25 protein-coding genes and 2 pseudogenes are annotated in these 26,700 nt (G+C 56.7%); 18 read left to right on the top strand and 9 right to left on the bottom strand.

Translation table 11 applies throughout. The features are described 5' to 3' along the window. Positions 1–12: 12 nt before the first annotated feature. The 3 genes from hslR to FOY96_RS20375 all read right to left on the bottom strand — a co-directional run bounded on the left by hslR (position 13) and on the right by FOY96_RS20375 (position 3,297). The gene (gene hslR, locus FOY96_RS20385; RefSeq protein WP_029740483.1) at positions 13–414 is read right to left on the bottom strand and encodes a ribosome-associated heat shock protein Hsp15; all 402 of its coding nucleotides are present in this window, start codon (positions 412–414) and stop codon (positions 13–15) included. Then, the gene (yrfG, locus tag FOY96_RS20380) at positions 411–1,094 is read right to left on the bottom strand and encodes a GMP/IMP nucleotidase (RefSeq protein WP_143347650.1); all 684 of its coding nucleotides are present in this window, start codon (positions 1,092–1,094) and stop codon (positions 411–413) included. Before yrfG ends, hslR begins: the two co-directional genes overlap by 4 nt. A 67-nt stretch (positions 1,095–1,161) precedes the next feature. After that, positions 1,162–3,297, bottom strand: a complete 2,136-nt coding sequence (locus FOY96_RS20375; RefSeq protein WP_033146817.1) for an intracellular growth attenuator family protein — start codon at positions 3,295–3,297, stop codon at positions 1,162–1,164. A gap of 324 nt (positions 3,298–3,621) precedes the next feature. On the opposite strand from FOY96_RS20375, the gene nudE reads away from it, so the two are divergent. Next, positions 3,622–4,182: an ADP compounds hydrolase NudE gene (nudE, locus tag FOY96_RS20370; protein WP_008503041.1), complete on the top strand. Its 561-nt coding sequence runs from the start codon at positions 3,622–3,624 to the stop codon at positions 4,180–4,182. A gap of 86 nt (positions 4,183–4,268) precedes the next feature. Here nudE and mrcA read toward each other — a convergent pair whose 3' ends face one another. Next, positions 4,269–6,821 (bottom strand): peptidoglycan glycosyltransferase/peptidoglycan DD-transpeptidase MrcA, encoded by a 2,553-nt coding sequence (gene mrcA / locus FOY96_RS20365; protein WP_039263080.1) that lies wholly within the window; start codon positions 6,819–6,821, stop codon positions 4,269–4,271. Positions 6,822–6,941: 120 nt separating this feature from the next. On the opposite strand from mrcA, the gene FOY96_RS20360 reads away from it, so the two are divergent. The 12 genes from FOY96_RS20360 to trpS all read left to right on the top strand — a co-directional run bounded on the left by FOY96_RS20360 (position 6,942) and on the right by trpS (position 16,925). Then, the gene (locus FOY96_RS20360; protein WP_143347649.1) at positions 6,942–7,718 is read left to right on the top strand and encodes a type IV pilus biogenesis protein PilM; all 777 of its coding nucleotides are present in this window, start codon (positions 6,942–6,944) and stop codon (positions 7,716–7,718) included. After that, positions 7,715–8,209, top strand: coding sequence for a PilN domain-containing protein (locus FOY96_RS20355; RefSeq protein WP_047059815.1), 495 nt, complete (start codon positions 7,715–7,717; stop codon positions 8,207–8,209). Before FOY96_RS20360 ends, FOY96_RS20355 begins: the two co-directional genes overlap by 4 nt. Positions 8,210–8,212: 3 nt before the next feature. Beyond that, positions 8,213–8,668 (top strand): HofO family protein, encoded by a 456-nt coding sequence (locus FOY96_RS20350; protein WP_143347648.1) that lies wholly within the window; start codon positions 8,213–8,215, stop codon positions 8,666–8,668. Beyond that, positions 8,658–9,062, top strand: coding sequence for a HofP DNA utilization family protein (locus FOY96_RS20345; RefSeq protein WP_143347647.1), 405 nt, complete (start codon positions 8,658–8,660; stop codon positions 9,060–9,062). The genes FOY96_RS20350 and FOY96_RS20345 overlap by 11 nt, the downstream gene beginning before the upstream one ends. Beyond that, the gene (hofQ, locus tag FOY96_RS20340; protein WP_223862645.1) at positions 8,989–10,212 is read left to right on the top strand and encodes a DNA uptake porin HofQ; all 1,224 of its coding nucleotides are present in this window, start codon (positions 8,989–8,991) and stop codon (positions 10,210–10,212) included. The genes FOY96_RS20345 and hofQ overlap by 74 nt, the downstream gene beginning before the upstream one ends. 286 nt (positions 10,213–10,498) lie before the next feature. Then, positions 10,499–11,020, top strand: coding sequence for a shikimate kinase AroK (gene aroK / locus FOY96_RS20335; protein WP_003861630.1), 522 nt, complete (start codon positions 10,499–10,501; stop codon positions 11,018–11,020). Between the two features lie 57 nt (positions 11,021–11,077). After that, a complete protein-coding gene (gene aroB, locus FOY96_RS20330) occupies positions 11,078–12,166 on the top strand; it encodes a 3-dehydroquinate synthase (RefSeq protein ID WP_033146810.1) in 1,089 nt (362 codons plus the stop codon). Positions 12,167–12,258: 92 nt separating this feature from the next. After that, entirely contained in the window at positions 12,259–13,575 is a 1,317-nt protein-coding gene (damX, locus tag FOY96_RS20325) for a cell division protein DamX (RefSeq protein ID WP_126797313.1), read from the top strand. A gap of 67 nt (positions 13,576–13,642) precedes the next feature. After that, positions 13,643–14,455, top strand: a complete 813-nt coding sequence (dam, locus tag FOY96_RS20320; RefSeq protein WP_033146808.1) for an adenine-specific DNA-methyltransferase — start codon at positions 13,643–13,645, stop codon at positions 14,453–14,455. 41 nt (positions 14,456–14,496) lie between these two features. Then, positions 14,497–15,174, top strand: coding sequence for a ribulose-phosphate 3-epimerase (gene rpe / locus FOY96_RS20315; RefSeq protein ID WP_024907923.1), 678 nt, complete (start codon positions 14,497–14,499; stop codon positions 15,172–15,174). Continuing rightward, positions 15,167–15,928: a phosphoglycolate phosphatase gene (gph, locus tag FOY96_RS20310; RefSeq protein ID WP_143347646.1), complete on the top strand. Its 762-nt coding sequence runs from the start codon at positions 15,167–15,169 to the stop codon at positions 15,926–15,928. The genes rpe and gph overlap by 8 nt, the downstream gene beginning before the upstream one ends. Further along, positions 15,921–16,925: a tryptophan--tRNA ligase gene (gene trpS, locus FOY96_RS20305; RefSeq protein ID WP_023309477.1), complete on the top strand. Its 1,005-nt coding sequence runs from the start codon at positions 15,921–15,923 to the stop codon at positions 16,923–16,925. The genes gph and trpS overlap by 8 nt, the downstream gene beginning before the upstream one ends. 144 nt (positions 16,926–17,069) lie before the next feature. Here trpS and FOY96_RS20300 read toward each other — a convergent pair whose 3' ends face one another. The 4 genes from FOY96_RS20300 to nirB form a co-directional block, all read right to left on the bottom strand. Then, a complete protein-coding gene (locus FOY96_RS20300) occupies positions 17,070–17,240 on the bottom strand; it encodes a YhfL family protein (protein ID WP_008503029.1) in 171 nt (56 codons plus the stop codon). A 143-nt stretch (positions 17,241–17,383) separates the two neighbouring features. Next, positions 17,384–18,757: a siroheme synthase CysG gene (gene cysG, locus FOY96_RS20295; protein ID WP_143347645.1), complete on the bottom strand. Its 1,374-nt coding sequence runs from the start codon at positions 18,755–18,757 to the stop codon at positions 17,384–17,386. Between the two features lie 135 nt (positions 18,758–18,892). Further along, on the bottom strand, positions 18,893–19,219 hold the full coding sequence (gene nirD / locus FOY96_RS20290; RefSeq protein WP_023309475.1) for a nitrite reductase small subunit NirD: 327 nt from the start codon (positions 19,217–19,219) through the stop codon (positions 18,893–18,895). Further along, positions 19,216–21,759 (bottom strand): nitrite reductase large subunit NirB, encoded by a 2,544-nt coding sequence (gene nirB, locus FOY96_RS20285; RefSeq protein ID WP_048976255.1) that lies wholly within the window; start codon positions 21,757–21,759, stop codon positions 19,216–19,218. Before nirB ends, nirD begins: the two co-directional genes overlap by 4 nt. Positions 21,760–21,998: 239 nt before the next feature. On the opposite strand from nirB, the gene FOY96_RS20280 reads away from it, so the two are divergent. Beyond that, positions 21,999–23,315, top strand: a complete 1,317-nt coding sequence (locus tag FOY96_RS20280) for a cytosine deaminase (protein ID WP_143347644.1) — start codon at positions 21,999–22,001, stop codon at positions 23,313–23,315. Positions 23,316–23,318: 3 nt separating this feature from the next. Here the strand turns inward: FOY96_RS20280 and tsgA are convergent, their stop codons facing one another. Next, positions 23,319–24,503: an MFS transporter TsgA gene (tsgA, locus tag FOY96_RS20275; protein ID WP_033146801.1), complete on the bottom strand. Its 1,185-nt coding sequence runs from the start codon at positions 24,501–24,503 to the stop codon at positions 23,319–23,321. A 278-nt stretch (positions 24,504–24,781) separates the two neighbouring features. Between tsgA and ppiA the strand changes: the two genes are divergently transcribed. The 4 genes and pseudogenes from ppiA to pabA all read left to right on the top strand — a co-directional run bounded on the left by ppiA (position 24,782) and on the right by pabA (position 26,639). Then, positions 24,782–25,354 carry a peptidylprolyl isomerase A gene (gene ppiA, locus FOY96_RS20270; RefSeq protein WP_023309471.1) on the top strand — a complete coding sequence of 191 codons (573 nt, stop codon included), beginning with the start codon at positions 24,782–24,784 and terminating at the stop codon, positions 25,352–25,354. 106 nt (positions 25,355–25,460) lie between these two features. Further along, positions 25,461–25,532: pseudogene (locus FOY96_RS23220) on the top strand (YhfG family protein); the annotation flags it as partial. A gap of 45 nt (positions 25,533–25,577) precedes the next feature. Further along, positions 25,578–26,045: pseudogene (locus FOY96_RS20265) on the top strand (putative adenosine monophosphate-protein transferase Fic); the annotation flags it as partial. A gap of 30 nt (positions 26,046–26,075) precedes the next feature. After that, entirely contained in the window at positions 26,076–26,639 is a 564-nt protein-coding gene (pabA, locus tag FOY96_RS20260; RefSeq protein ID WP_033146799.1) for an aminodeoxychorismate synthase component 2, read from the top strand. The last annotated feature ends 61 nt before the right edge of the window (positions 26,640–26,700 follow it).

The raw sequence follows: 26,700 nt of genomic DNA, 5'->3' as shown, positions 1-26,700 counted from the left end.
GTGCGGGTGAGGTTAATCAGTCTCACCGTGTTTAAATTTCATCAGATCGCGACGCTCTTTTTTATCCGGTCGCCGGTCCGGGTGGGGCATCGTCAGCGCGTTCATTTTGCGCGCCAGCGCGGTCTTCTCGCGCTTTTCAATGCTCTCCGCCGTCTCTTCATAAAGCAGTACGGCTTCCGCTGCAGGTCGACGCTGTTCGGTAATGGCTTTAATCACCACCGTACGTTCATCGTTGCCCTGACGCAGCGTTAAGGTGGCATTCAGCTCAACCAGCTTGCTCGGTTTGCTGCGCTGGCCGTTGTAATGCACTTTTCCGCCGTCAACCATCTCGCGGGCAAGGGCGCGTGTTTTATAAAAACGCGCTGCCCACAGCCATTTATCCAGTCTTACCCCGTCAGAGGGTTTTTCTTTCATGGCGTCTCCTTCACGATCAGTGAGGGGATCATCTGGCGATAGTCGTTCAGTCCAGGGTGGCGCAGATAGCTTTTTTCAGCCAGGCCAGAGTCAGGATTGGTCACGCCCAGACAGTAGCGAATGCCAAACCTTGCCGCGGAATCCAGAATGGGCTCGCTGTCATCAATGAACAACGTACGTTCTGGCTGCAAACCCGTCTCTTCCTTCACCGCATGCCACAACCGCTGATCCTCTTTCGGATAACCAAATGTGTGGGTGGAAAGTAATAAATCAAGGTGCGACGCCAGACCTGTATGCTCCAGCTTCACCGCCAGATTATGTGGATGCGCGTTGGTCAACAAAATACGGCGCTTGCCGCTCGCTTTCAGCGCATCCAGAAAGGGCACGGTATCCTCGCGCAGAACGGCGCGCGGGCCCTGGGCGGTGGTCATGGCACAAATATCCAGACCGAGGCGCTCGCTCCAGTAGTCAAGACAGTACCAGTTTAGCGTATGTTGCACCGCACTATATTGCGAACGAATGAATGCCTGCGCTTCTGCCGGGGAGATCCCCTGCTGCTCGCCATAGGTTTCAGGAACCAGCGTTTGCCAGAAATAGTTATCAAAGGCGAGATCGAGCAGCGTGCCGTCCATATCCAGCAGAACGGTATCTACCTCCTGCCAGGCGATATCAAGATGCATAAGGGGGAACTCCAGCCAGAAGAAACGTGCGCGACAGGGTAGCACAACTTGCCGCGCAACGACGTTATCAGATCAGGCTCTCAGACGAGGGGATCAGCTTTGGATTGAGGCAGTTTTCATAATACTGCTGAATGTCTGCAAGCCGGGTGCGCGAGCGCTGGTAGCGGCGCAGGGCCATAAAGCCGTTCCAGAAAATGGCGATCAGCATCGCGGTCATCAGCAAAGAGGTGCCGATGTAACGCCACAAGCCTGCGCTATCCGGCATCCGGTGCAGGCCGATATGGCGAGTGCCGTTGGCGTCGGTATAAATACTCGTGACAATCCCTTCGGCGCTGAACGGCGTTTGCATCAGCATCTGCGCCAGGCGCTGGAACTGGCTCCACTGCTCCTGCGCCGGGTAGTCATAAAGCGCAACCTGCGGGTAGGGCTGATCGACCAGATCGCTGCCTTCATCGCTTGCTATCACAAAGCCACCCGGCGCCGGGCTGTTCAGCGCCTGAGCCGCACGGGTGGTCTCGCGCATCATGAACGGCGACGTCGAGGTGGCGACCAGGTTATCCAGCGATTCCGCGCTCACCGGACGCAGCAGCACGTTAACGCCATCCAGTCGTCCCGCTTCGGCGCGTTTTACCAGCGAGTCCCAGTCTTTGCTGTTCCCCAGGTTTACCAGGGCGTTTTTAAGGCGTATGCACTCATCCTGAGAGGAGCATAAATCCTGCGTTTTCAGGACGATGTCACCAAAATCATCCAGCAGAACCATGCCTGATTTCTGAATGGCCGAGCGCAGCGCGGGGCTGACGCGCGAATCATCGTCCGGTTTCGGATGCAGCTGGCGGTTAACCGTCTGGGTGAGAGCCGTGGCCTTGTTCACCACTTCGGATTCCGGCAGCGGCAGCGGCGGCGCGTCGTTCCAGATAATTTGCGAACAATCGAACGGCATGAACGGCGAACTCTGACGCGTGTTCCACGCCCCCGGGGTGTGAATATTACACATCCCGGTCCCCTTCAGGCGCAGCGTGTCCCCCACGCGTACACCGGCTTCATCCAGTTTGTTGACGCTGGTCGCTTCAATGGTTTGCGCCCCTTTGATCCACGACAGGGTGAATTTAATGGGCATATCCAGCGGCACGAAAAGCAGCAGCATGGCTAAGACCAGCGCGGCGCCGCCGGCAATGACCGTACTGCGTAGCCAGTGCTGAAGCGGGAAATTTTTCACTTCATCATGCAGAGACAGGAAGCGCCCCTGACGCACAACGTGGCGGTCAAGGTAGATATCAATATCGGTTTTCTGCCCTAAATCCTGTGCGATCCACGGCTGCCAGTGACGCGGGTAGATCAGGTCGATAATACCGAGCGAGATATTGTTGAGATGCTCCTGATCGTTTTCACCGAACAGGCCCCAGCGCTTTGGCGTCCCGCGCAGGCAGTGGATCTCGCGCAACGAGGTTTTAGCCGGTGGAGCAAAGAGACCCCAAAGCCCGCCGGCCAGCAGCAGCACCGCGCCGCCAGCCAGCCAGGGGACAAACACATCCGGCGTCAGCAGGCAGATAAAAAAGAGCAGGAAAGCAGCAACGATCAGAATGGCTTCACGGATGCCGTCCGGGCGGCTCAGGGCGTACTCTTCATGCGTCTCCTGGCGAATGTTCAGCAGTTCTATCTGCTCTGTCTCTTCGCCACGAATGGACGCCTGCGTTGAACTCGCGCGTTCCAGCGCAAAACGCGGGGCTTCCTGAAGGTATTCATTCAGCGTATGGCCGTTAAGCGTGATAACCAGAGGCAACGAATCGGTGTGAATCAGCTCAACGCTGTTTTCGTCATTAATGTATTGCTCCCAGGACGGGGGCAGATGCACTTCGACGGAATCAAGGTAATAGCGCCATTTGTTGGGGTCATCAGTGGTGATGCCATAGCGCGTGATGGAGCGCGTCACGCAGAGCACGGTATCACTTTGCGCATTAAGCTTTAGCGCGACGGGCGCAGCGGTGGCTCCCGTTGGCCCAGGCGTTAACTGAGTACGGTTCAGGATTTCGAGATAGTTTTCAACCGCATCGCGCTCGTCCTGCGTGAGTTTACGCGTGCTCGCACCCGCAAATGCATTTAAAAAGGGCAGACGATAACGGCGCTGTACGCGGCGCCTGTACAACCATCCTGCAACCAACGCGCCGGCCAGCATAGCAGCGAGAACAATCAAAATGGTGCTCATGCTTTCCCCATCTTACTTATCTTCTTACAGGTGTAGTCAGTAGCACCTTTACATTGAATGAGAGTCTGTGGCTGGCTATCGGCAAGTATGGAGTCGAACTTGAGCATTCTGAAGCGCATCCCAGTGACCGGTGATGATAGCAAAGCCTGTTATGGCGCGATATCAGCAAATTCCTGGAAACATTTCAACCTCTTGACATTTGTTTTGAATTGAGGATTGATCCCAGTTACGTTGCATAAATGTAAATAAAGAACGATTGACATTGCCGAAACCGTGCGGCATATCGCACAATAACGCCAGTTCTCACTGCTAAGACCCATCAAGATGAGCAAACCACTACAAAAACCCACCATTCTGAATGTTGAAACTGTCGCCAAATCGCGCCTGTTTAATGTCGAAAGTGTGGACCTGGAGTTCAGCAACGGTGTGCGTCGCGTTTATGAACGTATGCGCCCCTCTTCGCGCGAAGCGGTGATGATTGTTCCCATTGTCGACGATCATCTGATTTTGATCCGCGAATACGCTGTGGGAACGGAATCTTACGAGCTTGGGTTCTCGAAAGGGCTTATCGACCCGGGTGAAACCGTCTTTGAAGCGGCAAACCGCGAGCTAAAAGAAGAGGTCGGCTTTGGTGCGAATGAGCTTTCATTCCTGAAAAAGCTGAGCATGGCGCCGTCCTATTTTTCCAGCAAAATGAATATCGTGGTGGCTGAAGATCTCTATCCTGAATCGCTGGAAGGGGATGAACCGGAGCCGCTGCCGCAGGTTCGCTGGCCGCTAGCGCACCTGATGGATCTGCTGGAAGACCCTGACTTTAATGAGGCTCGCAACGTGAGCGCGCTGTTCCTGGTACGGGAGTGGTTGAAGGGGCAGGGGCGATTGTAGTGGCCTGATGCCCTCACCCCAACCCTCTCCCACGGGAGAGAGCAAACACAAAAACGGCAACCAGAGGTTGCCGTTTTGCTTTGTTGTCAGAACAGCTCGTGCGTCTCGCCGTTATCAATAATCTCTGTCCCCACCTCGTGCACCGCCTGCGTGGTTGGCTGCGTGCCCTCGATGAAATACTCTTCGCGACTATTACCGCCGTTGGCGAGCTGGCCCGTGCTGCGGTCGATATTAACCGTCACCACGCCTGGCGGTGGCGTTAACGGCTGCTCCGGCACGCCTTCAAGAACGGACTTCATGTAGGCGTCCCAGGCCGGCTGCGCGCTCTTCGCTCCGCCTTCGTAGCCGGAAATCTGATCCTTAATCGCGCCGGAGGCCGTTGTACGACCTAAGTCACGGCGGTGATCGTCGAAACCGATCCAGACCGACGTCACCACGCCCGGGCCGTAGCCGGAGAACCACGCGTCTTTCGAGCTGTTGGTTGTCCCCGTTTTACCGCCGATGTCATGACGCTGCAAATCGCGCCCTGCGCGCCAGCCTGTGCCCTGCCAGCCCGGTTCACCGAAGATGTTGGTGTTCAGCGCGCTTTTGATCAGGAACGACAGCGGCGTGTTGATCACGTGCGGGGCATACTCCGGCGCGCCGGTCTGTGCCACCAGCGACTGGTTAGCCTGCTCAAGCTGCGGCTGCGGCACGACGCCGTTCTGCTGCTCCTGAGACACGGCAGGGTCTTCCATGTCCTTATTCTCAAGCACCTCGGATTTTGGCGTATTGCCATAAATCACCGGAATATCGCAGTCAGGGCAGGCAATCTTCGGCTTAGCTTCGAACAGCACGCCGCCCTGATCGTTTTCAATCTTGCTGATGAAGTACGGGTCAATCAGGAAGCCGCCGTTGGCCATCACCGAGTACCCGCGTGCGACCTGAAGCGGCGTAAACGAGGCGGAGCCTAACGCCAGCGACTCGGTGCGAACGATGTTCTGCGCCGGGAAACCGAAGCGCTGCAGATACTCTGCGGCATAGTCGACGCCCATCGCGCGCATGGCGCGCACCATCACCACGTTTTTCGACTGTCCCAGACCCTGACGGAGACGAATTGGGCCGGCATACTCCGCAGGGGAGTTCTTCGGCTGCCAGTCGGAACCGGCACCGGCATCCCAGCGGGAGATTGGCACGTCGTTAAGGATGCTGGCGAGGGTCAAGCCCTTATCCATCGCTGCCGTGTAGAGGAACGGTTTGATATTGGAACCGACCTGACGCAGCGCCTGGGTGGCGCGGTTAAATTTGCTCTGGTTGAAATCAAATCCGCCGACCAGGGCCAGGATGGCACCGTTCTGTGGATTGATAGAGACCAGGGCCGAGTTGACGTCCGGCACCTGTGCCAGCCACCAGGATTCGCCTACTTTCCGCACCCAGATTTGCTGCCCGGTCTGGACGGCATCGGTCACTTTACGCGGCGTTGCGCCCTGCAGCGTATCCGAGCGGTAAGGACGCGCCCAGCGGATACCGTCCATACGCAGCGAGACGGACGTACCGTCCGCGAGCGTCGCAACGGCTTCCTGAGGATCGGCCTGCGTTACCACGGCAGGAAGGAGCGGACCATAGGTTGGCAGCGCCTTCAGCGTACTGGTGATTTTTTTGCTGTCCCACGCGCTTTCGCCCACTTTCCAGAGCACGTTTGACGGGCCGCGATAGCCGTGACGCATATCGTAGTCCATCACGTTGTTCCGCACCGCTTCCTGAGCCGCCTGCTGGACCTTACGGGTGACGGTGGTGTACACGCGATAGCCATCTTCGTAGGCCTTGTCACCATAGCGATTCACCATCTCCTGGCGAACCATTTCGGTCAGGTAAGGGGACGCGAAAGCGATCTCAGGGGCGTGGTAGTTAGCGTCAATGACATCGTTACGCGCCTGGTCGTACTCGCTCTGGCTGATGTAGCCTTCGCTCAGCATACGTGACAAAACGACGTTACGGCGCGCGGTGGCGCGATCGAGCGAGTAGAGCGGGTTAAAGGTGGACGGCGCTTTCGGCAGACCGGCGATGGTTGCCATTTCGCTTAAGGTGAGCTGCTCAACAGGCTTACCGAAGTACACCTGTGCGGCAGCCCCCACGCCATAGGCGCGGTAACCCAGGTAGATTTTGTTGAGGTACAGCTCAAGGATTTCGTCTTTGCTCAGCAGCTGCTCAATACGGATCGCGAGGAACACCTCTTTGATCTTACGTATCAGCGTCTTTTCAGGGCTGAGGAAGAAGTTACGCGCCAGCTGCTGCGTAATGGTACTCGCCCCCTGAGAAGCGTGACCAGAGAACAACGCAATGCTCGCGGCACGGAAAATCCCCACCGGATCGACACCGTGGTGCTCGTAAAAACGGCTGTCCTCCGTGGCGATAAAGGCTTTCACCATCACGGGGGGGATTTGGTTTAAGGTCAGCGGAATACGACGCTTCTCGCCATACTGCGCCATCAGCTCGCCATCGGCGCTATAGACTTGCATCGGGATCTGGAGGCGCACATCGCGAAGCGTGGCGACATCAGGTAGCTGTGGCTCAATATATTTGTATAAACCGTAAATCGAGCCTGCTCCCAGCAGAATGCAACAGACTGCAAGGATGAATAAATACTTTACGAACTTCACCGGAGATTTCCCATTTGGTTTCACTTGGGCAGTTTCTAAACAATCGCGCGGTAGTATAAAGGCAAGCCTGATTCATTGATATAGCCGTCAACCCGACGGGCGATAAGGAGATCGTGAAGCATGGCTTTCAAAACATGGCAAACGGGCGTTCATATTCAACAGGATAGGGTGCAGATCGTCGCCTTGACCCGGGAGAAGTCGGGCTGGTGCTTGCGCCGCTGGTGGGCGATTCCTCTGGACGAGGGCATCATTCGTGACGGCAAAATTTGTCAGCCAGAACGGCTGGTTGATGCGTTACGCGACTGGCGGAAAACGCTGCCGCACTACCATCGGGTGTTCCTCTCTTTCCCGGCAGCACGCACCCTGCAACGGTCGCTCCCCCGTCCGACCGTTGCGCTGCGCGACAGCGAGCAGCTCTCATGGCTTGGCGCGGCGCTCGCGCGCGAACTGGAGATGTCTGCCGATACGCTCTGTTTCGATTACGCGCAGGATACCTTCAGCAATACCTTTCACGTGACCGCCGCGCAAAACAACGAGGTTGATACCCTACTGGCGCTGGCGAAAACGCTGCGTTTGCGGCTGGTGGCCATTACGCCGGATGCCAGCGCGCTGGCGAATCTTCTTCCTGCGGTGGCGCCAGCGACGTGCGTCGCCTGGCGCGACGAGCGGCAGTGGCTGTGGGCGATGCGTCACCAGTGGGGACGCCGCTTTACCACAGAAGCCGAAAGCGTGGCCGAGCTGGCGGCGCTGCTGGCGCTTGGTCCGGATGACATCGCGCTGTTTGATAACCGACGTGACCCGTGGGAAATCCTGGAGCGCTGCCAGGCCCCGCTACCGGACTGCGGCGCTGATTATACCGTTGCGCTGGCGCTGGCCATGAGCGAGGTGCCCAGATGAGCCTCATGAACTTTCTGCCCTGGCGACAGCAGCGGCGCGCACGATGCCTGCGTTTCTGGGGGGCAATGTGTGTCGGCACCGTGCTGTTGATGTTCGCGATCATTTTCTGCCTGCGGATAAACCCTGTTATGAGGCTGCACGCGCTGCAAACGGAGCTGACGGGAATGCAGACCGTGCAGCATGCGCTTGCCTCCCGGCAGAAACTCGCCTCACAGGCGCAGAAGCCAGCGCAGACACGTCAACAACGCGCATGGCAGCCGGTGCTGGAATCCCTTTCCCGCGCCACTCCTTCACAGGTCTGGCTGACAGAGCTTCGCTATCAGCCTCCTGCTCTGATGTTGAGTGGGTATGCCATAACCCTGCCAGCCCTGTCTGCTCTGCGCGATGCGCTGGGCCAAATAGCGGGTTTTACGCCCGGAACGGCGGGTGAGCTTCGGCAGGACAGCCAGGGGCGCTGGATGTTCACCCTCCATCTTAAAAGCGAGGGGTAACGCATGGATACCCTGTTAGAACGCTGGTGCGAAAGCCGTCCCTGGTATCGGGTGCTTTTCTGGTGTCTGGGGAGTCTCCTGGCAGGACTGGCCGCGTGGGGCACCTTGCTCAGACCGCTGGACAGGCAGTGTGCTGAACGACAGCGACAGCTGATTCAGGACGCGAGGACGAACGCGGCGTTATGGCCTGTCGTCAGAAAGGTGCCGTTTCTTACGGAAACAACGGAAATACGCGAGCTGACGCCGTTTTCCCCGCTCGATTTTCAGGGTGATAACGCGACGCTGGTTCACTGGAAGCCGCTGCAGAACGGAGGGGAACTGATGCTGGAGGTGGAGTGGCAGGCTCTCCCGGCGCTTTTTTCCCGGCTGGCGCAGCGGGATGTGCAGATCGCCGCTTTCGCGATTGCCCCACAAGGTACAGCGTTGCGCCTGCGGCTGGAGCTGGAACATGCGAAATAGCGCGCGATATTTGCTGGTTTGCTCAGCGCTGCTATTGACCGGCATGCGCGATCCGTTTCGCCCGCCGGACGATCCCTGCGCCATTGGCGAGCTGGCGCAGTGGCGCTATCGCGGCATGGTGGGAGGACAGCAGGCTATCGGTATTTTACAGGATGGGCAAAAGCGCTGGTACCGCCTGAAAATGCATGAGCGCTTCCCGGCAGGCTGGACGATAACAGCCATAAATGAAACGGAACTGGTTGTTGATGTGGGTGACACATGTGAACCAGGAAAATGGACGTGGCAACGAGAAGGAACGAATAAGAATGAATTTACGGATAATGCTGTGGCTGCTGGCGTTCAGCCATCCGCTGTGGGCCGCCGCGCCAAAACCGGTCACGCTGGTGGTGGATGACGTGCCTGTAGTCCAGGTGCTGCAGAGCCTGGTCGCACAGGAGAACCGAAATCTGGTGATATCGCCTGACGTCGGCGGCTCGCTTTCGCTCAACCTGACGCGCGTCCCCTGGCGGCAAGCGTTACAAACGGTTGTCACCAGCGCTGGCCTCGTTTTGCGAGAGGAGGGCGGCATTTTTTATGTTCATACCGCGGCCTGGCAGCGTGAACAGCAGGAGCGCTCAGAACAGGAGCGAACGCGTCGACAGCTTGAGGCGCCGCTGGTTTCTCACAGCCTCGCTTTCTCCTATGCCGATGCCGGAGAGCTGCAAAAAGACGCTGAAAAACTCCTGAGCCCAAAGGGAAGTTTGTCTCTCGACAAACGCACCAACCGGCTGCTGATTCGCGATAACCAGACGGTGGTGGAGACGCTGCAGCGCTGGGCCGCTCAGATGGATATTCCTGTCGAACAGGTCGAGCTGGCGGCGCATATTGTGACCATTAATGAAAAAAGCCTGCGTGAGCTGGGAGTGAAATGGAATCTCGCCGACGCCGCCGACGCGGGAAAGGTTGGCCAGCTCACCACGCTTGGCAGCGATCTTTCCGTCGCCAGCGCCACCAGCCACGTGGGTTTTAACATCGGACGGATCAATGGTCGGCTGCTGGATCTGGAGCTCTCTGCGCTGGAGCAAAAACAGCAGGTCGATATCATCGCCAGCCCGCGGCTGCTGGCCTCGCATATGCAACCGGCCAGCATCAAGCAGGGGAGTGAAATACCGTATCAGGTCTCAAGCGGTGAAAGCGGCGCAACCTCCGTTGAGTTTAAAGAGGCGGTATTAGGGATGGAGGTCACGCCGGTGGTCTTACCGGGAGGGCGCGTGCGCCTGAAATTGCACATCAGTGAAAATATGCCGGGACAGGTTCTGCAGCAGGCGGACGGCGAAACGCTGGCGATCGACAAACAGGAGATAGAAACCCAGGTGGAGGTAAAAAGTGGAGAAACGCTGGCGTTGGGCGGAATTTTTTCGCAGAAGAACAAAACCGGCAGCGACAGCGTGCCGGGGCTGGGGAAAATCCCCTGGCTTGGGCAGCTTTTTCGCCACGATGGGAAGGATAATGAACGGCGCGAGCTAGTGGTGTTTATTACACCACGTCTGGTCGGTATTCGCTGACGGGTAACGATCCCCGCAATGATTTTGCATTCAGTTTGTTGCAGATGTTTGACGTGGGGCATGAATTAGCATACAAGGAGTACCGATTTGAGTTGGACTTACGTCTTATTACCTTATGCGCCCGGCGCGGTGATTTAATCAGTTGCCAAACAAGCCGGAGTATTGAGATAATTTTTAGTCTGACTCTCGCTCTATTGCATATGAGGTTTCAGTTCATGTCCTGCTACGCTGGGTGTCTGCGAAGCGGGAATTACCATTAACGAATAGTCTTAGTAGTACCGATAAAATGGCAGAGAAACGCAATATCTTTCTGGTTGGGCCTATGGGTGCCGGCAAAAGCACTATTGGGCGTCAGTTAGCTCAACAACTCAATATGGAATTTTACGATTCTGATCAAGAGATTGAGAAACGAACCGGAGCTGATGTGGGCTGGGTTTTCGATGTAGAAGGCGAAGAAGGTTTCCGTGACCGAGAAGAAAAAGTGATCAACGAACTCACGGAAAAACAGGGCATCGTTCTGGCAACAGGCGGCGGTTCTGTGAAATCTCGCGAAACCCGTAACCGTCTCTCCGCCCGTGGCGTAGTGGTCTATCTTGAGACGACCATCGAGAAACAGCTGGCACGTACGCAGCGCGATAAAAAGCGCCCGCTGCTGCAGGTTGAAACGCCACCACGCGAAGTTCTGGAAGCGTTGGCCGATGAACGCAATCCGCTGTATGAAGAGATTGCCGACGTGACCATTCGTACTGACGACCAGAGCGCTAAAGTGGTTGCAAACCAGATTATTCATATGCTGGAAAGCAACTGATTCTGGCTTTATATACACTCGCCTGCGGGTAAAAGCATTAAAGGTGGATGTCGCGTCATGGAGAGGATTACAGTTACTCTCGGGGAACGTAGTTACCCTATCACCATCGCGGCTGGTTTGTTTAACGACCCAGCTTCCTTTTTACCACTGAAAGCGGGTGATCAGGCGATGCTGGTCACCAATGAGACGCTGGCTCCGCTTTATCTCGACCGCGTACGCCACCTGCTTGAGCAGGCGGGCGTAAAAGTCGACAGTGTGATTCTCCCCGATGGCGAGCAGTATAAAAGCCTGACGGTACTGGATACCGTCTTTACCGCATTGCTGCAAAAACCGCACGGTCGCGATACAACACTGCTTGCCCTGGGCGGCGGTGTTGTGGGCGATCTGACCGGATTTGCGGCCGCAAGCTATCAACGTGGCGTCCGTTTTATTCAAATCCCGACCACGTTGCTGTCCCAGGTCGACTCCTCTGTGGGTGGCAAAACGGCAGTCAACCATCCGCTCGGCAAAAACATGATTGGCGCGTTCTACCAGCCCGCATCGGTGGTGGTGGATCTCGACTGTCTGAAAACCCTGCCGAAGCGCGAACTGGCTTCGGGTCTGGCAGAAGTGATCAAATACGGCATTATTCTCGATGGCGAGTTCTTTAGCTGGCTTGAAGAGAATATGGATGCGCTGCTGTGCCTGGATGAGGCTACACTGGCATACTGCATTCGTCGTTGTTGTGAACTGAAAGCAGAAGTTGTCGCTGCAGACGAGCGTGAAACGGGCTTACGTGCTTTACTGAATCTTGGGCATACGTTTGGCCACGCCATTGAAGCCGAGATGGGTTACGGCAACTGGCTGCACGGTGAAGCCGTCGCGGCCGGTATGGTCATGGCAGCGCGCACCTCTGAACGTCTGGGGCAGTTTAAACCTGAAGAGACGGCACGCATCATTGCGCTGCTTGAGCGTGCAGGTTTGCCGGTAACCGGGCCGCAGGAGATGTCGGCGCAAGCGTATTTACCCCACATGATGCGCGATAAAAAAGTATTGGCAGGTGAGATGCGTCTTGTACTCCCGCTTGCAATAGGGAAGAGTGAAGTGCGCGGCGGAGTGCCGCACGATGTCGTTCTTGGCGCTATCGCTGATTGTCAGCAGGCGTAACAACTAGAAAGGTCAGGCCACTGTCGCAGGTGGTCGTTTAGCTTCAGGTGAAATGCAAAGTCGTTAGCATAAGCCTTTGAGTGGGGTGTTAAATGGATGAATTCAAACCAGAAGACGAGCTGAAACCCGATCCCAGCGATCGTCGTACTGGTCGTTCTCGTCAATCTTCAGAACGTGATAACGAGCCGCAGATCAACTTTGACGATGTTGATCTGGATGCAGACGATCGTCGCCCTTCGCGCAGCCGCAACGCGCACGAAGAGCGAGCAGAAGAGGATTATGAGTCCGAAGAAGATTCAATGGACGAACAGCCTGTAGAGCGTCGCCCACGTAAACGTAAAAAAGCCGCTGCGCCGAAACCGGCTTCCCGCCAGTACATCATGATGGGCCTGGGCGTTCTGGTGCTTGTGCTGCTGATTGTCGGCATTGGCTCCGCGCTTAAAGCACCGTCAACGAACTCAACCGAGCAAACTGCTTCCGCTGAGAAGAGCATCAACCTGTCCGGTAACGATGCGACCAATCAGGCGAATGGCGCACAGCCTGCACCGGGTGCGACTTCCGCAGAGCAGACCGCAGGTAACACCACAGCGCCGCAGGATGTTTCTCTGCCGCCCGTTTCTTCAACCCCTGCTCAGGGTCAGGCACCTGCTACGCCTGAAGGCCAGCAGCGCGTAGAAGTTCAGGGTGATTTGAACAATGCGCTGACGCAGCCGCAGAACCAGCAGCAGGTTGATAACGTCGTGGTTAACTCTACGCTGCCAACTGAGCCGGCAACCGTTGCCCCAATTCGCGGCGGTAACGCTCAGCCACAAACGGCTGCGACGGAAACCAAACCGCGCCAGACGCAAACTGCGACGCGTCCTGAACGTAAGCAGGCGGTGATTGAGCCTAAGCGTGAAACCAAACCTCAGGCAGTCGTAAAAGCGCCTGAAGTGAAAGCCGTACCGGCACAGCCGAAACGCACCGAAACGGCTGCGGTGAGCGAGCCTGCTAAAGCGCCAGTCACTCAGACTGCGCCGAAAGCAACGGCGACCACAGCGGCACCGGCTGCCACAGCGGCACCTGCAGCAACGGCTCCGGCAGCCACGGCAACAGCCTCCAGCAGCGCCGCAGGCAAAACTGCAGGTAACGTTGGCTCGATGAAGTCTGCGCCATCCAGCAATTACACGCTGCAGCTGAGCAGTTCGTCTAACTATGACAACCTCAACAGCTGGGCGAAGAAATCAAATCTGAAAGACTATGTTGTTTATCAGACGACCCGTAACGGTCAGCCGTGGTATGTGCTGGTCAGCGGCGTTTATTCGTCCAAAGATGAAGCGAAACGTGCCGTAGCGGCACTGCCAGCGGATGTTCAGGCAAAAAATCCCTGGGCGAAGCCGATTCATCAGGTTCAGGCCGATCTGAAGTAATGTTTAAAGCGCAGGATGCTGTCGGAGCTTTCTCCACAGCCGGAGAAGGTGTAATCAGTTAGTCAGCATGAAAAAAAATCGCGCTTTTCTGAAATGGGCAGGGGGGAAATACCCCCTGCTCGATGATATTAAAAAGCACCTGCCAAAAGGCGAGTGTCTAATCGAGCCTTTCGTGGGCGCAGGATCGGTGTTCCTGAACACCGATTTTTCTCGTTATATCCTGGCGGATATCAACAACGACCTCATCAGCCTCTATAACATTGTTAAGCTGCGTACCGAAGAGTATGTCGCAGAGGCGCGCAAACTGTTTACGCCGGAGAACAATCAGCCGGACGTTTACTACCAGTTCCGCACTGAGTTTAATCAGAGTCAGGATCCGTTCCGTCGGGCGCTGCTGTTCCTCTATCTCAACCGTCATGGTTACAACGGCCTGTGCCGCTATAACCTGCGCGGGGAGTTTAACGTGCCGTTTGGTCGCTATAAGCGCCCGTATTTCCCGCAGGACGAGCTGTACCACTTTGCCGAAAAAGCGCAGAACGCAGAGTTTCATTGCCTCTCCTATGAAGAGTGTATGGAGCTGGCAGGCGTAAACTCGGTGGTTTACTGTGACCCGCCTTACGCACCACTGTCTGCAACGGCGAATTTCACCGCTTATCACACCAACAGCTTCAGCCCGGCCGAACAGGCCCGTCTGGCGGAGATGGCAGAAAAGCTGGTCAGCAAAAGAATTCCGGTGTTAATTTCGAATCACGACACGCCTGATACGCGCGAATGGTATAAAGCCGCGAAGCATTTTCAGGTCAAAGTGCGGCGTAGCATTAGCAGCAACGGCGGCACACGTAAAAAGGTGGACGAACTTCTGGCTCTTTATCGCCCCTGAGCCGTTTTGCCCGCCGGTAAACACATTTCAAGGAGAAGCGGATGAAACAGTTTTTGATTGCTCCCTCAATTCTGTCGGCCGATTTTGCCCGCCTGGGTGAAGACACCGCCAAAGCTCTCGCGGCTGGCGCAGATGTCGTCCATTTCGACGTTATGGACAACCACTACGTCCCTAACCTGACCATTGGCCCAATGGTGCTCAAGGCATTACGCAACTATGGCATTACCGCGCCGATCGACGTTCACCTGATGGTTAAGCCTGTTGATCGCATCGTGCCTGACTTCGCCGCAGCGGGTGCCAGCATCATCACTTTCCATCCGGAAGCCTCTGAACACGTGGACCGCACGCTGCAGCTGATCAAAGAGAACGGCTGTAAGGCGGGCCTGGTGTTTAACCCGGCCACGCCGCTGAGCTATCTCGACTATGTCATGGACAAGCTGGACGTGATTCTGCTGATGTCCGTTAACCCGGGCTTTGGCGGTCAGTCGTTCATTCCCCACACGCTGGATAAGCTGCGTGAAGTGCGCCGTCGTATTGATGAGTCAGGTTACGATATTCGCCTGGAAGTGGACGGCGGTGTGAAAGTAAATAACATTGGTGAAATTGCGGCAGCCGGCGCGGATATGTTCGTTGCAGGTTCGGCAATTTTCGACCAACCGGATTACAAAAAAGTCATTGATGAAATGCGCCGTGAGCTGGCGAAGGTAAGTCATGGATAAATTGCAGGCAATTCGGGGTGTGGCATTTGACCTCGACGGCACGCTGGTCGACAGCGCGCCGGGCTTAACGAGCGCCGTAGACCAGGCGCTGTACGCCCTTGAACTCCCCGTTGCGGGAGAAGAGCGCGTGGTAACGTGGATTGGCAACGGCGCCGATGTCCTGATGGAGCGCGCGTTGACGTGGGCGCGTCAGGAGCGCACGTCGCAGCGTTCCGCGCAGGGTAAACCGAGCGTTGACCACGCTGACATCCCTAAGGATGAACAGCTGCGGATTCTGCGCAAACTGTTCGATCGTTTCTACGAAGAGACCGTCGAGGAGGGCAGCTTCCTGTTCCCGGACGTTCAGGAAACGCTGAGCGCGCTGCACGCGAAGGGCATTCCGCTGGGGCTGGTGACCAACAAACCGACGCCGTTTGTTGCACCGCTGCTGGAAGCGCTCGATATCGCGAAGTATTTCTCCGTGATTGTGGGCGGCGACGACGTACAGAACAAAAAGCCGCATCCGGAACCGCTGTTGCTGGTGGCAGGAAAATTATCCTTAACGCCTGCGGAGCTGCTCTTTGTCGGGGATTCGCGCAACGATATTCTGGCTGCCCGAGCGGCTGGGTGTCCTTCCGTCGGATTAACCTATGGCTACAACTACGGTGAAGCCATCACATTAAGTGAGCCGGATGTGGTCTTCGACCACTTCAAAGATTTGTTGCCCGCACTCGGGCTTTCGCACAGTGAACATCAGGAATTGAATAATGACTAAGCCCATCGTTTTTAGTGGCGCACAGCCTTCAGGTGAATTGACCATTGGTAACTACATGGGTGCGTTACGTCAGTGGGTCAGCATGCAGGATGAGTACCATTGCATTTACTGCATCGTCGATCTCCATGCGATTACCGCGCGTCAGGATCCTGAGAAGCTGCGTAAAGCCACCCTGGACACCCTGGCGCTGTACCTGGCCTGCGGCATCGATCCTGAGAAGAGCACCATTTTCGTTCAGTCTCACGTGCCGGAGCACGCGCAGCTGGGCTGGGCGCTGAACTGCTACACCTATTTCGGCGAGCTGAGCCGTATGACCCAGTTCAAGGATAAATCCGCGCGCTACTCTGAAAACATCAACGCCGGTCTGTTCGACTATCCGGTGCTGATGGCGGCGGACATCCTGCTGTATCAAACCAACCAGGTACCGGTAGGTGAAGACCAGAAGCAGCACCTGGAGCTGAGCCGCGATATCGCCCAGCGCTTTAACGCGATTTACGGCGATGTGTTTAAAGTGCCAGAGCCATTCATTCCGAAGTCCGGTGCGCGCGTGATGTCGCTGCTGGAGCCGACCAAGAAGATGTCCAAGTCTGACGATAACCGCAACAACGTTATCGGCCTGCTGGAAGATCCGAAATCCGTCGTCAAAAAGCTCAAGCGCGCAGTCACCGACTCCGACGAGCCGCCTGTAGTGCGCTACGACGTGCAGAACAAAGCGGGCGTCTCCAACCTGCTGGATATCCTCTCCGGCGTGACCGGCCAGAGCATTCCTGAACTGGAAAAACACTTCGAAGGCAAGATGTACGGCCACCTGAAAGGTGAAGTGGCAGACGCCGTTTCCGGCATGCTTACCGAGCTGCAGGAGCGTTATCACCGCTACCGTAACGACGAAGCTTTCCTGCAGAAGGTGATGAAAGACGGCGCGGAAAAAGCCAGCGCGCGCGCGTCCGAAACCCTGAAAGCGGTGTACGAAGCGATTGGGTTTGTGGGTAAACCGTAGGTAAAAGCAAAACGGTAACAGCGTTACCGTTTTTAGGGTTTGTTCCCTCTCCCTGTGGGAGAGGGTCAGGGTGAGGGCATCAGGCCGCACGTCCCTAAACTAAAAAACCGGGAAATTCCCGGTTTTTTTACGCCTGAAAAACGCTTACTGCTGCGCCGCCGGGCCGCAACCGCCGATGATCTTCGAAATGGAGATCGCCGGGTGCAGCAGGTAATCGTAGCTGCAGTTATTTTTGGTGTTCTGTACATGACCGGTACAGGCAGTCAGAGTCGATAACAGGCCAACCAGAACGGCGGCTTTTGCCAGTTTGAACATACGCATTCCTTGTCTTAAAAACGAAAGTTGGATGTAACTCAGGGGAATAAAGGGAGAAATTCCACTTCGGGGCGGTATGTTATCGACAGCGGTAAGAGGGGAGTAGTCCGCATAAGGACTACTCCGCAAAGGAAGAATATGCGTTAGTGATTTGAGAACCAGTTCAGCTTATCGCGCAGCTCAACCACGCGACCCACCACAATCAGCGCCGGGCTTTCGACCTGCTGCGCCAGTTCACCGAGCTGCGTCAGTACGCCATCCACTACGCGTTGCTTGATGGACGTACCGTTTTCCACCAGCGCAACCGGCATATCAGCCTCCATGCCGTGCTCCAGCAGCTTCGCCTGAATCGTCGCGGCCTGGTTCAGCCCCATGTAGAAGACCAGCGTCTGCTTTTCCGCGGCCAGGTTATGCCAGTCCAGCTCGCAGCCGGTTTTCAGATGGCCCGTCACCAGACGCACGCTCTGGGCATAGTCGCGGTGGGTCAGCGGAATGCCAGAGTAAGCTGAGCAGCCGGATGCCGCCGTAATGCCCGGCACCACGGAGAACGGAATGCCCGCGTCACACAGGGTTTCCAGCTCCTCGCCGCCGCGACCAAAGATAAACGGATCGCCACCCTTAAGGCGCACCACGCGCTTACCTTTCTGCGCCTCGCGCAGCAGGATCTGGTTAATCTCCTCCTGCGGCACGCAGTGATAGCCCGCCCGTTTTCCAACGAATACGCGGTCGGCATCGCGGCGTACCAGGTTCATGATGTCATCGGAGACCAGGCGATCGTAAACCACGGTATCGGCCTGCTGGATCTGCTGTAGCCCTTTCAGCGTCAGCAAGCCCGCATCGCCGGGGCCTGCGCCCACCAGCACCACTTCACCGCGATGGTCCAGCGGCTCGCTGAGCAGCTGTTCGGTCGTCTCTTCAACGGCTTTGGTGTCCTGATTCGCCAGCGACTGCGCCAGCCTGTCGTTCACAAAGAATTTTTCCCAGAAGCGACGGCGCTCGCCCACGGTCGAGAAGGTTTGCTTCACGCGGGAGCGGAGCTGCCCGGCGTAATGCGCAATCTGACCAAGGTGCTGCGGCAGCACGGCCTCCAGCTTTTCCCGCAGCAGGCGGGCGAGAACCGGCGAGCGTCCGCCGGACGATACCGCAATCATCAGCGGCGAGCGGTCGATAATCGAGGGCATGATAAAGCTGGCCTCTTTCGGCGCATCCACCACGTTGCAGAAGATTCGACGCGCTTCGCAGGCGTCGCTGACGCGCTGGTTCACTTCATCGTCGTCCGTTGCGGCAATCGTCAGCCAGCAGGTATCGAGCAGGGATTCATCAAACTCACCCTGTTCCAGCGTGAGCATCCCTTCCTGAGCCCAGACCTCAAACTGTGGGGCGAAGGTGAGGGCATTGACGGTGAGCCGGGCGCCAGCCTCTAGCAGCAGGCGCGCTTTGCGTTCAGCCACGTCGCCGCCGCCCACGAGCAGGCAGTCGCGGTTGCGTAATTGACAGAAAATCGGCAGGTGATCCACGACGTTACCTCGCAGCTTTCATGGAGGGGGTAAGAATTGACGTCAGGATAACAGCAGGAATCGTACAAAACATACGGTTTTTCCTGCCGTTACCCATAAGGGGTCATAAGCTTTTCGTATTGAAAAGGCGGGGGATCAGCCTTTCAGCTGCACCTTGCCGTCCTTCACGCGAACGTCATAGTGCTTCACTGAATGACTCTCATCTTCCATGCAGTAGCCGTCGCTTAAGCGGAAACGCTGCTTTTTCAGCGGGCTGGCGACCCACAGTTCGCCCTGATGCTCGGCAATCAGTCCGCGGGAAAGCACGCTGGCCTCGAAGAACGGGTCGATATTGCTGATGGCAAAAACCTGTTCATCGTGGCGAGGGCGGAAAATCGCAACCTGCTCGCTGCCCAGCAGCGCGCATACGCCGGTGGCCGGGATGATGTCGTTAATATCGCAAATGTTTATCCACTGGCTCATGCGTTTTCCTCCACCAGCGTGACCGGAATACGTTCATACGGTGTCGCCGGACGATGCTGTTCACGCTCCGGTACAACCTGTACGTTCGGGTCGCGCTGGGTGCTGTTGATAAAGTGTTTGAAGCGCGTCTGCGCCGCCGGGGTGTTGACGGTTTCCGTCCACTCGCAGATCACCGCCTCGCGCAGGCGCGCCATCTCGGCTTCCAGATGCTCGTTCAGCCCCAGCTTGTCGTCGATGATCACCGCTTTCAGGTAGTCGATGCCGCCTTCCAGGTTATCGAGCCAGGAGGCGGTACGGGTCAGCTTATCGGCGGTGCGGATATAGAACATCATGAAGCGGTCGAGATACTGAACCAGCGTGTCGCGATCGAGATCCGCCGCCAGCAGGTCCGCGTGGCGTGGCTTCATCCCGCCGTTGCCGCAGACGTACAGGTTCCAGCCTTTTTCGGTGGCGATAATACCTACGTCTTTACCCTGCGCTTCCGCACATTCGCGGGTACAGCCGGAGACGCCAAACTTCATCTTGTGCGGGGTGCGGATGCCTTTGTAGCGGTTTTCCAGCTCCACGCCGAAGCCCACGCTGTCGCCGACGCCGTAGCGGCACCAGGTGCTTCCCACGCAGGTTTTCGCCATGCGCAGCGCTTTGGCGTACGCGTGACCGGTTTCGAAGCCCGCTTCAATCAGCTGACGCCAGATTTCCGGCAGATCGTCTTTCTGCGCGCCAAACAGGCCGATACGCTGGGAGCCGGTAATTTTGGTGTAGAGGTTAAATTCACGCGCAATACGACCCACGGCGACCAGCCCTTCCGGCGTGATTTCGCCACCGGCTGAGCGTGGAATAACGGAGTAGGTGCCGTCTTTCTGGATGTTCGCCAGAAAGTTGTCGTTGGTGTCCTGTAGCGGCGTGTGTTCCGGCTTGAGTACGTACTCGTTCCAGCAGGAGGCCAGCAGGGAGCCGACGGTCGGTTTACACACTTCGCAGCCGTAGCCCTGGCCGTGTTTCGCCAGCAGTTCGTCGAAGGACTTGATGCCTTCCACGCGGATCAGGTGATACAGCTCCTGGCGAGAATACGCGAAGTGCTCGCACAGGTTGTTGTTCACTTCGATGCCCTGTTTCGCCAGTTCGGCGTTCAGCACCTGAGTGACCAGCGGAATACAGCCGCCGCAGCCGGTACCGGCTTTGGTTTCCGCTTTCAGCGCCGCAACTGTGTGGCAGCCTTTGTTGATGGCGGAGATTAGCATGCCTTTGGTGACGTCGAAGCAGGAGCAAATCTGCGCGCTGTCCGGCAGTTTATCCACGCCGATAGACGGCTTGCCGCTGGACGCGTGCGCCGGGAGGATCAGCGCGTCCGGGTTTTCCGGCAGTTCGATGGCGTTCAGCACCAGCTGGAGCAGGTTGCCGAAGTCGCTGGTGTCGCCCACCAGCACCGCGCCGAGCAGGGTTTTGTTGTCCTGGCTGACGATGAGGCGTTTGTAGACTTCTTTGCTTTCGTCGAGATAGACATAGCTGCGAGCGCCGGGCGTGCGGCCATGCGCATCGCCAATACCGCCCACGTCCACGCCCAGCAGCTTCAGCTTGGCGCTCATGTCTGCACCGGTAAACGCGTTTTCGCTGCCGAGGATATGGTCCACGGCGACCTGCGCCATTTTGTAGCCCGGCGCCACCAGACCGTATACGCGGTTATTCCAGCTGGCGCATTCGCCAATCGCGTAGATATCCGGATCGGAGGTCTGGCAGGCGTCGTTGATCATGATCCCGCCGCGCTGCGCCACGGCCAGCCCGCACTGGGTCGCCAGCTTGTCGCGCGGACGAATACCGGTGGAGAAGACGATGAAGTCCACTTCCAGCTCGCTGCCGTCGGCAAAGCGCATGGTTTTGCGCGCTTCAGTCCCTTCCTGAACGATCTCTTTGGTGTTCTTGCTGGTGTGAACCTTCACGCCCATGCTTTCGATTTTACGACGCAGCTGGTCACCGCCCATGTGGTCGAGCTGTTCGGCCATCAGCATCGGGGCAAATTCGATGACGTGGGTTTCAACGCCGAGGTTTTTCAGCGCGCCTGCCGCTTCCAGACCCAGCAGGCCGCCGCCGACGACCGCGCCGCGACGGCTGCGACGGGCGCAGGATTCGATGGCGTTGAGGTCTTCAATGGTACGGTAGACGAAGCAATCCTGAGTTTCCGAGCCTTTGATCGGCGGGATCCACGGATAGGAGCCCGTCGCCATGATCAGCTTGTCGTAAAAAACCGTACGCCCGGCGCTGGAGTGGATCACTTTTTCCTGACGGTTGATGGTGATAGCGCGTTCGCCCACCAGCACTTTTACGCCATGCTTCTCGTAGAAACCTTCGCGCACCAGAGAGAGCTCTTCGGCGGTATGATGGGAAAAGTAGGAAGACAGGTGCACACGGTCGTACGCCTTGCGGGGTTCTTCACAGAACACGGTAATATCGAACTGCTCAGCATCGGCCTTATCGAGAAGATCCTCGATAAAGCGGTGGCCGACCATGCCGTTACCGATGATAGCGAGTCTGACTTTGCTCATTATTGCCTCGATTTCTTTTCTATTATTGCCTACCTTAACGATTCAGCAGGGGCGCTTATTGATGCAAATCAAATACGTCTTCGCCTACTCCTTAGGTGGTATATAACTGATTTGTCAGGATTTTTATAAGTGGCGGAAATCGCAGGCTTTTCGTGCTCGTTGAATTTGTGTACAAATCAGGGGCGGTTTTGCCAAAATCGATACGCCTGAATATCAGCGGCGTTTTTTAGGGGAAGGGTATGTCTACAGCACCGTTATGGCTTGTTCAGAATGTTCGTTTACCGGGTCGGGAAGGGCTGTGGCAGCTCGCCATTGGGAACGGGCGATTTGGTGACATCACTCCGATGGACGACACCCACGCCGAAAGTTATGAAGTATTGAACGCGCGCGGCGGGCTTGCGATCCCGCCGTTCATTGAGCCGCATATTCATCTTGATACGACCCAGACCGCGGGTGAGCCGAACTGGAACCAGTCCGGCACGCTATTCGAAGGCATTGAGCGCTGGGCGGAGCGCAAGGCGTTGCTCAGCCATGAGGATGTTAAAGCGCGCGCCTGGAAAACGCTGAAGTGGCAAATTGCCAACGGCATCCAGTTTGTCCGTACCCATGTGGATGTCTCCGACCCGACGCTCACCGCCCTGAAGGCGATGCTGGAGGTGAAGCAGGAGGTTGCCCCGTGGGTGACGCTGCAAATCGTCGCGTTCCCGCAGGAAGGTATTCTCTCTTACCCGAACGGCACGGCGCTGCTGGAAGAGGCGTTAAGGCTGGGGGCCGACGTGGTTGGGGCGATCCCGCACTTCGAGTTCACCCGCGAGTATGGCGTGCAGTCGCTGCATATCGCTTTTGAACTGGCGAAGAAATATGACCGTCCGCTGGATATCCACTGCGATGAAATCGACGACGAGCAGTCGCGATTTGTCGAGACAGTGGCAATGCTGGCGTATGAGGCCGGCATCGGCCCGCGCGTGACGGCCAGCCACACCACCGCCATGCATTCCTACAACGGCGCTTACACCTCGCGGCTCTTCCGTCTGCTGAAAATGTCGGGGATTAACTTCGTCGCTAACCCGCTGGTCAATATTCATCTTCAGGGGCGCTTTGATGACTATCCGAAGCGCCGCGGCATCACCCGGGTGAGAGAGCTACAGGAAGCGGGCATTAACGTCTGCTTCGGTCATGACGACGTCTTCGACCCGTGGTACCCGCTCGGCACCGGCAACATGCTGCAGGTGCTGCACATGGGGCTGCACGTCTGTCAGATGATGGGCTATCCGCAAATCGACAGCGGCCTGAATCTCATCACCCATAACAGCGCCCGTACCTTCGGCCTGAGCGATTACGGTATTGCCACGGGGAACCCGGCGAACCTGATTATTCTGCCTGCCGAGAGCGGGTTTGAAGCGGTGCGCTGTCAGGTGCCTGTGCGCTGGTCGATTCGTCAGGGACGGGTGATCGCCACGACGCAGCTGGCGCAGACGTGGATCCAGATGGATATCGGAGGAGAAGAGGTAAGTTTTGCCAGAAACAGCCCCTCTGCCGAGCGCAAAGGGGCGTAGGGGTTAGTGAGACGCTGCCGCCGCGTTGTGCTGGCGGTGGCGGGTCACGAAGCCCAGAACGAAGCACATGATAAACACCACGGCATACAGGCCGTTTGCGGTGTGCAGCGCCGCCAGCGGACCGCTGTGGGCGACGATCGGGCCAGTGACCACGAAGGTCAGCATGGTGCCGATGGTGCCGCAGGTCAGGACGAAGTTAACCAGCTTCGGCGAGGCCACTTTGGTCTGCAGGGAGCCCAGGGTGATGATAGAGGTATAAATGGCGCTGGAGAAGAAGCCCAGGGTCAGAATGAACCACGGCATATGCTCCGGTGAACCGTTGATGAACAGGTACATCAGCACGGTCGCCAGCCCCGCCAGCACGGTCAGAATGCGCTGCAGGTCGAAGAAGCGCAGGATGAAGCTAAACGCCCACATGCCGAACATGTAAGACATCCAGAAATCGCTCACCAGTTTACCCGCGTCGTTCAGGCTCATGCCCAGACCTTTGGCATACTCCGGTACCCAGGAGATAAAGCCCAGCTGGCCCAGGATGTAGCACAGCGCGGCGATGGAGAGGAACAGCACGCCGATGCCCCACTTTTCTTTCGCAACAGGCTCTGCGGTGGTTTGCGCTTTCTTGCCCAGCACCGGGAACTTGCAGCCGAAGGTCAGAATAAAGATCGCCACGTAGACCAGGCCGATGCAGGCATAGACCCAGTACCACTCAATGCTGCGCGCCAGCAGAACCGCCGCGAGCATCGGAAAAATCATTCCGGCCATGCTGAAGAAGGAGTCGGTAAACAGCAGACGCGCGCCGCGCTGGCGGCCTTCATACATGTGGGTAATCAGGAACGTACCGATCGACATGGTGATCCCGCTCACCAGACCGAGCACGAACATGGCGGCGGAGAACAGGGCGATGCTGTGGCTCAGCATCAGGCCCGCCACGGCGGCAACCATCAGCACAAAGCCAAAGCGCAGCTGGGTTTTCAGCGGGACGATTTCCATCAGCCAGGCATTCAGGAAGATAGAGATCAGGATCCCCGCGTTGAGGAAGGTAAAGGTGTTACTCATGCTGGAAACGGGCAGCTGGAAGTAGTCTGCGATATTCCCCATCACCATCCCGGTGACGATCACCAACGCGCCGGTCAGGGCGTAGGAGAAGAAGCTGATCCATGTGAGCTTGATGCGATTGCTGTTAGTCATGTCTGGCCTGTTCAGAAAAAGAAAAGCGCCCGGGGGGCGCTGAGAGCGGGCAGATTTTAGTCGCTAAAGTGATCTATTCCTATCTTTTAAGGGTAATGATTACGTCATTGCAGGTTTTAGTGTGATCTAAATCACATTAATTGACGGCGTAACCAATCGTTTGCGCGGTAATAATTGTTTCAATTTCGTAAAATTAGGTAAAAGGCTGGTCTCCGTTCATACTGCTCTTTAGAATCAAGCCATTCGCTTTTTATACTGCGCTTTGTTAAGGAATTCTCATGCTCAAATCAACACTGGCGGCTGTCGCAGCTGTGTTTGCTCTTTCTGCCGTTTCCCCTGCTGCGCTGGCAGCCAAAGGGGACCCTCACGTTCTGCTGACCACCTCCGCCGGGAATATTGAGCTGGAACTGAATAGCCAGAAAGCCCCTGTTTCCGTGAAAAACTTCCTCGACTATGTGAACAGTGGTTTCTATAACAACACCACTTTCCACCGCGTGATCCCAGGCTTTATGGTACAGGGCGGCGGCTTCAACGAGCAGATGCAGCAGAAGCAGCCTAACCCGCCAATCAAAAACGAAGCGGACAACGGCCTGCTGAACAAGCGCGGCACCATCTCCATGGCGCGTACCGCAGACAAAGATAGCGCGACCAGCCAGTTCTTCCTGAACGTGGCGGATAACGCCTTCCTCGACCACGGTCAGCGCGACTTTGGCTATGCCGTTTTCGGTAAGATTGTGAAAGGCATGGACGTGGCCGATAAGATTTCTCAGGTGCCTACTCACGACGTCGGTCCGTACCAGAATGTGCCGTCAAAACCGGTGGTTATCCTCTCCGCAAAAGTTCTGCCGTAATTCTTCTGAACGCGGGCTTCTTCTGCCCGCGTTATATGACCCTCCCTGCGAAAGCGCGTTTTGCTGCTTATACTTGTGGCAAACGGACTATTCAGGGAGGCGTTAAGTGAAAAAGCTCACCGACAAGCAAAAATCCCGTCTCTGGGAACAGCAGCGTAACGTCAATTTACAGGCCAGTTGTCTCCTTGAAAAAGGTAATGGTCCCTCAGAGCCCCATATTGAGACGCTGGAGCTTGGGCCTTCCGCGCCCGGGTTGCCCCATCTGTGCCTCATTCATCGTCATTTGTACCGCAGCGAGATGAAGCGGGCAGGCGAGTTACGTACCGACGATATTTTTAAGGGTGACATTCCTTTCTGCCATTTCGAATACATCGAGAAGATGGGCAACGAGCTGATGGCGGCGCTGGAAAGCGAAAAGTATCTCGTGGGTCTTGAGAAAGCGGCGTTTGTTGACCGGGTTAGCCACTATTACTGCGAAATCAACATGCTGCATCCGTTTATGCGCGGCAACGGTATTGCCCAACGCGTTTTCTTCGAGCAGCTGGCGCTCCACGCGGGCTACTCGCTGGACTGGCGCGATATCGATCCCGACCAGTGGGTGGCGGCTAACCGAAGCGGCGCAACGGGGGATTTAACCGCGCTGAACGCTATCTTTGCCAAAGTAGTGAGCGAAGCGCGGGAATCTGAGTAGAATAGGGCGGCATTTTTTTCGGGAGCCGCCATGATTCTGCTGATTGATAACTACGATTCCTTCACCTGGAACCTTTACCAGTATTTTTGTGAACTGGGTGCAGAGGTGGTTGTCCGCCGCAACGACGAGATCGGACTGGCCGATATCGGGACGCTGGCTCCGCAGAAAATCGTGATTTCTCCGGGGCCGTGTACGCCGTCAGAATCGGGTATTTCTCTGGATGTTATCCAGCACTATGCCGGCAAGCTGCCGATCCTGGGCGTCTGTCTGGGCCATCAGGCGATTGCTCAGGCGTTTGGTGCCTCCATCGTGCGCGCCGCGAAAGTGATGCACGGTAAAACCTCTCCGGTCACCCACGCCGGCACCGGGGTATTCACGGGGCTCAATAACCCGTTAACCGTGACGCGCTACCATTCCCTGGTGATTGACCCGTCTACACTGCCCGACTGCTTTGAGGTGACCGCCTGGAGCGATACGCAGGAGATCATGGGGATTCGCCACCGCGAATGGGACCTCGAAGGCGTGCAGTTCCACCCGGAAAGCATCCTCAGCGAGCAGGGGCACGCGCTGCTGGCAAATTTCCTCAATCGCTGAATATCTGTTGCCTTGCTGTGATTTTTTATGCATATTTTGTGATTATATTTTCACAATCACT

Origin of the sequence: Enterobacter asburiae, assembly GCF_007035645.1 — a bacterium.
GTDB lineage: Bacteria > Pseudomonadota > Gammaproteobacteria > Enterobacterales > Enterobacteriaceae > Enterobacter > Enterobacter asburiae_B.
The sequence above is the reverse complement of the archived record's forward strand: the minus strand, read 5'-3'. Positions and strand labels throughout refer to the sequence as shown.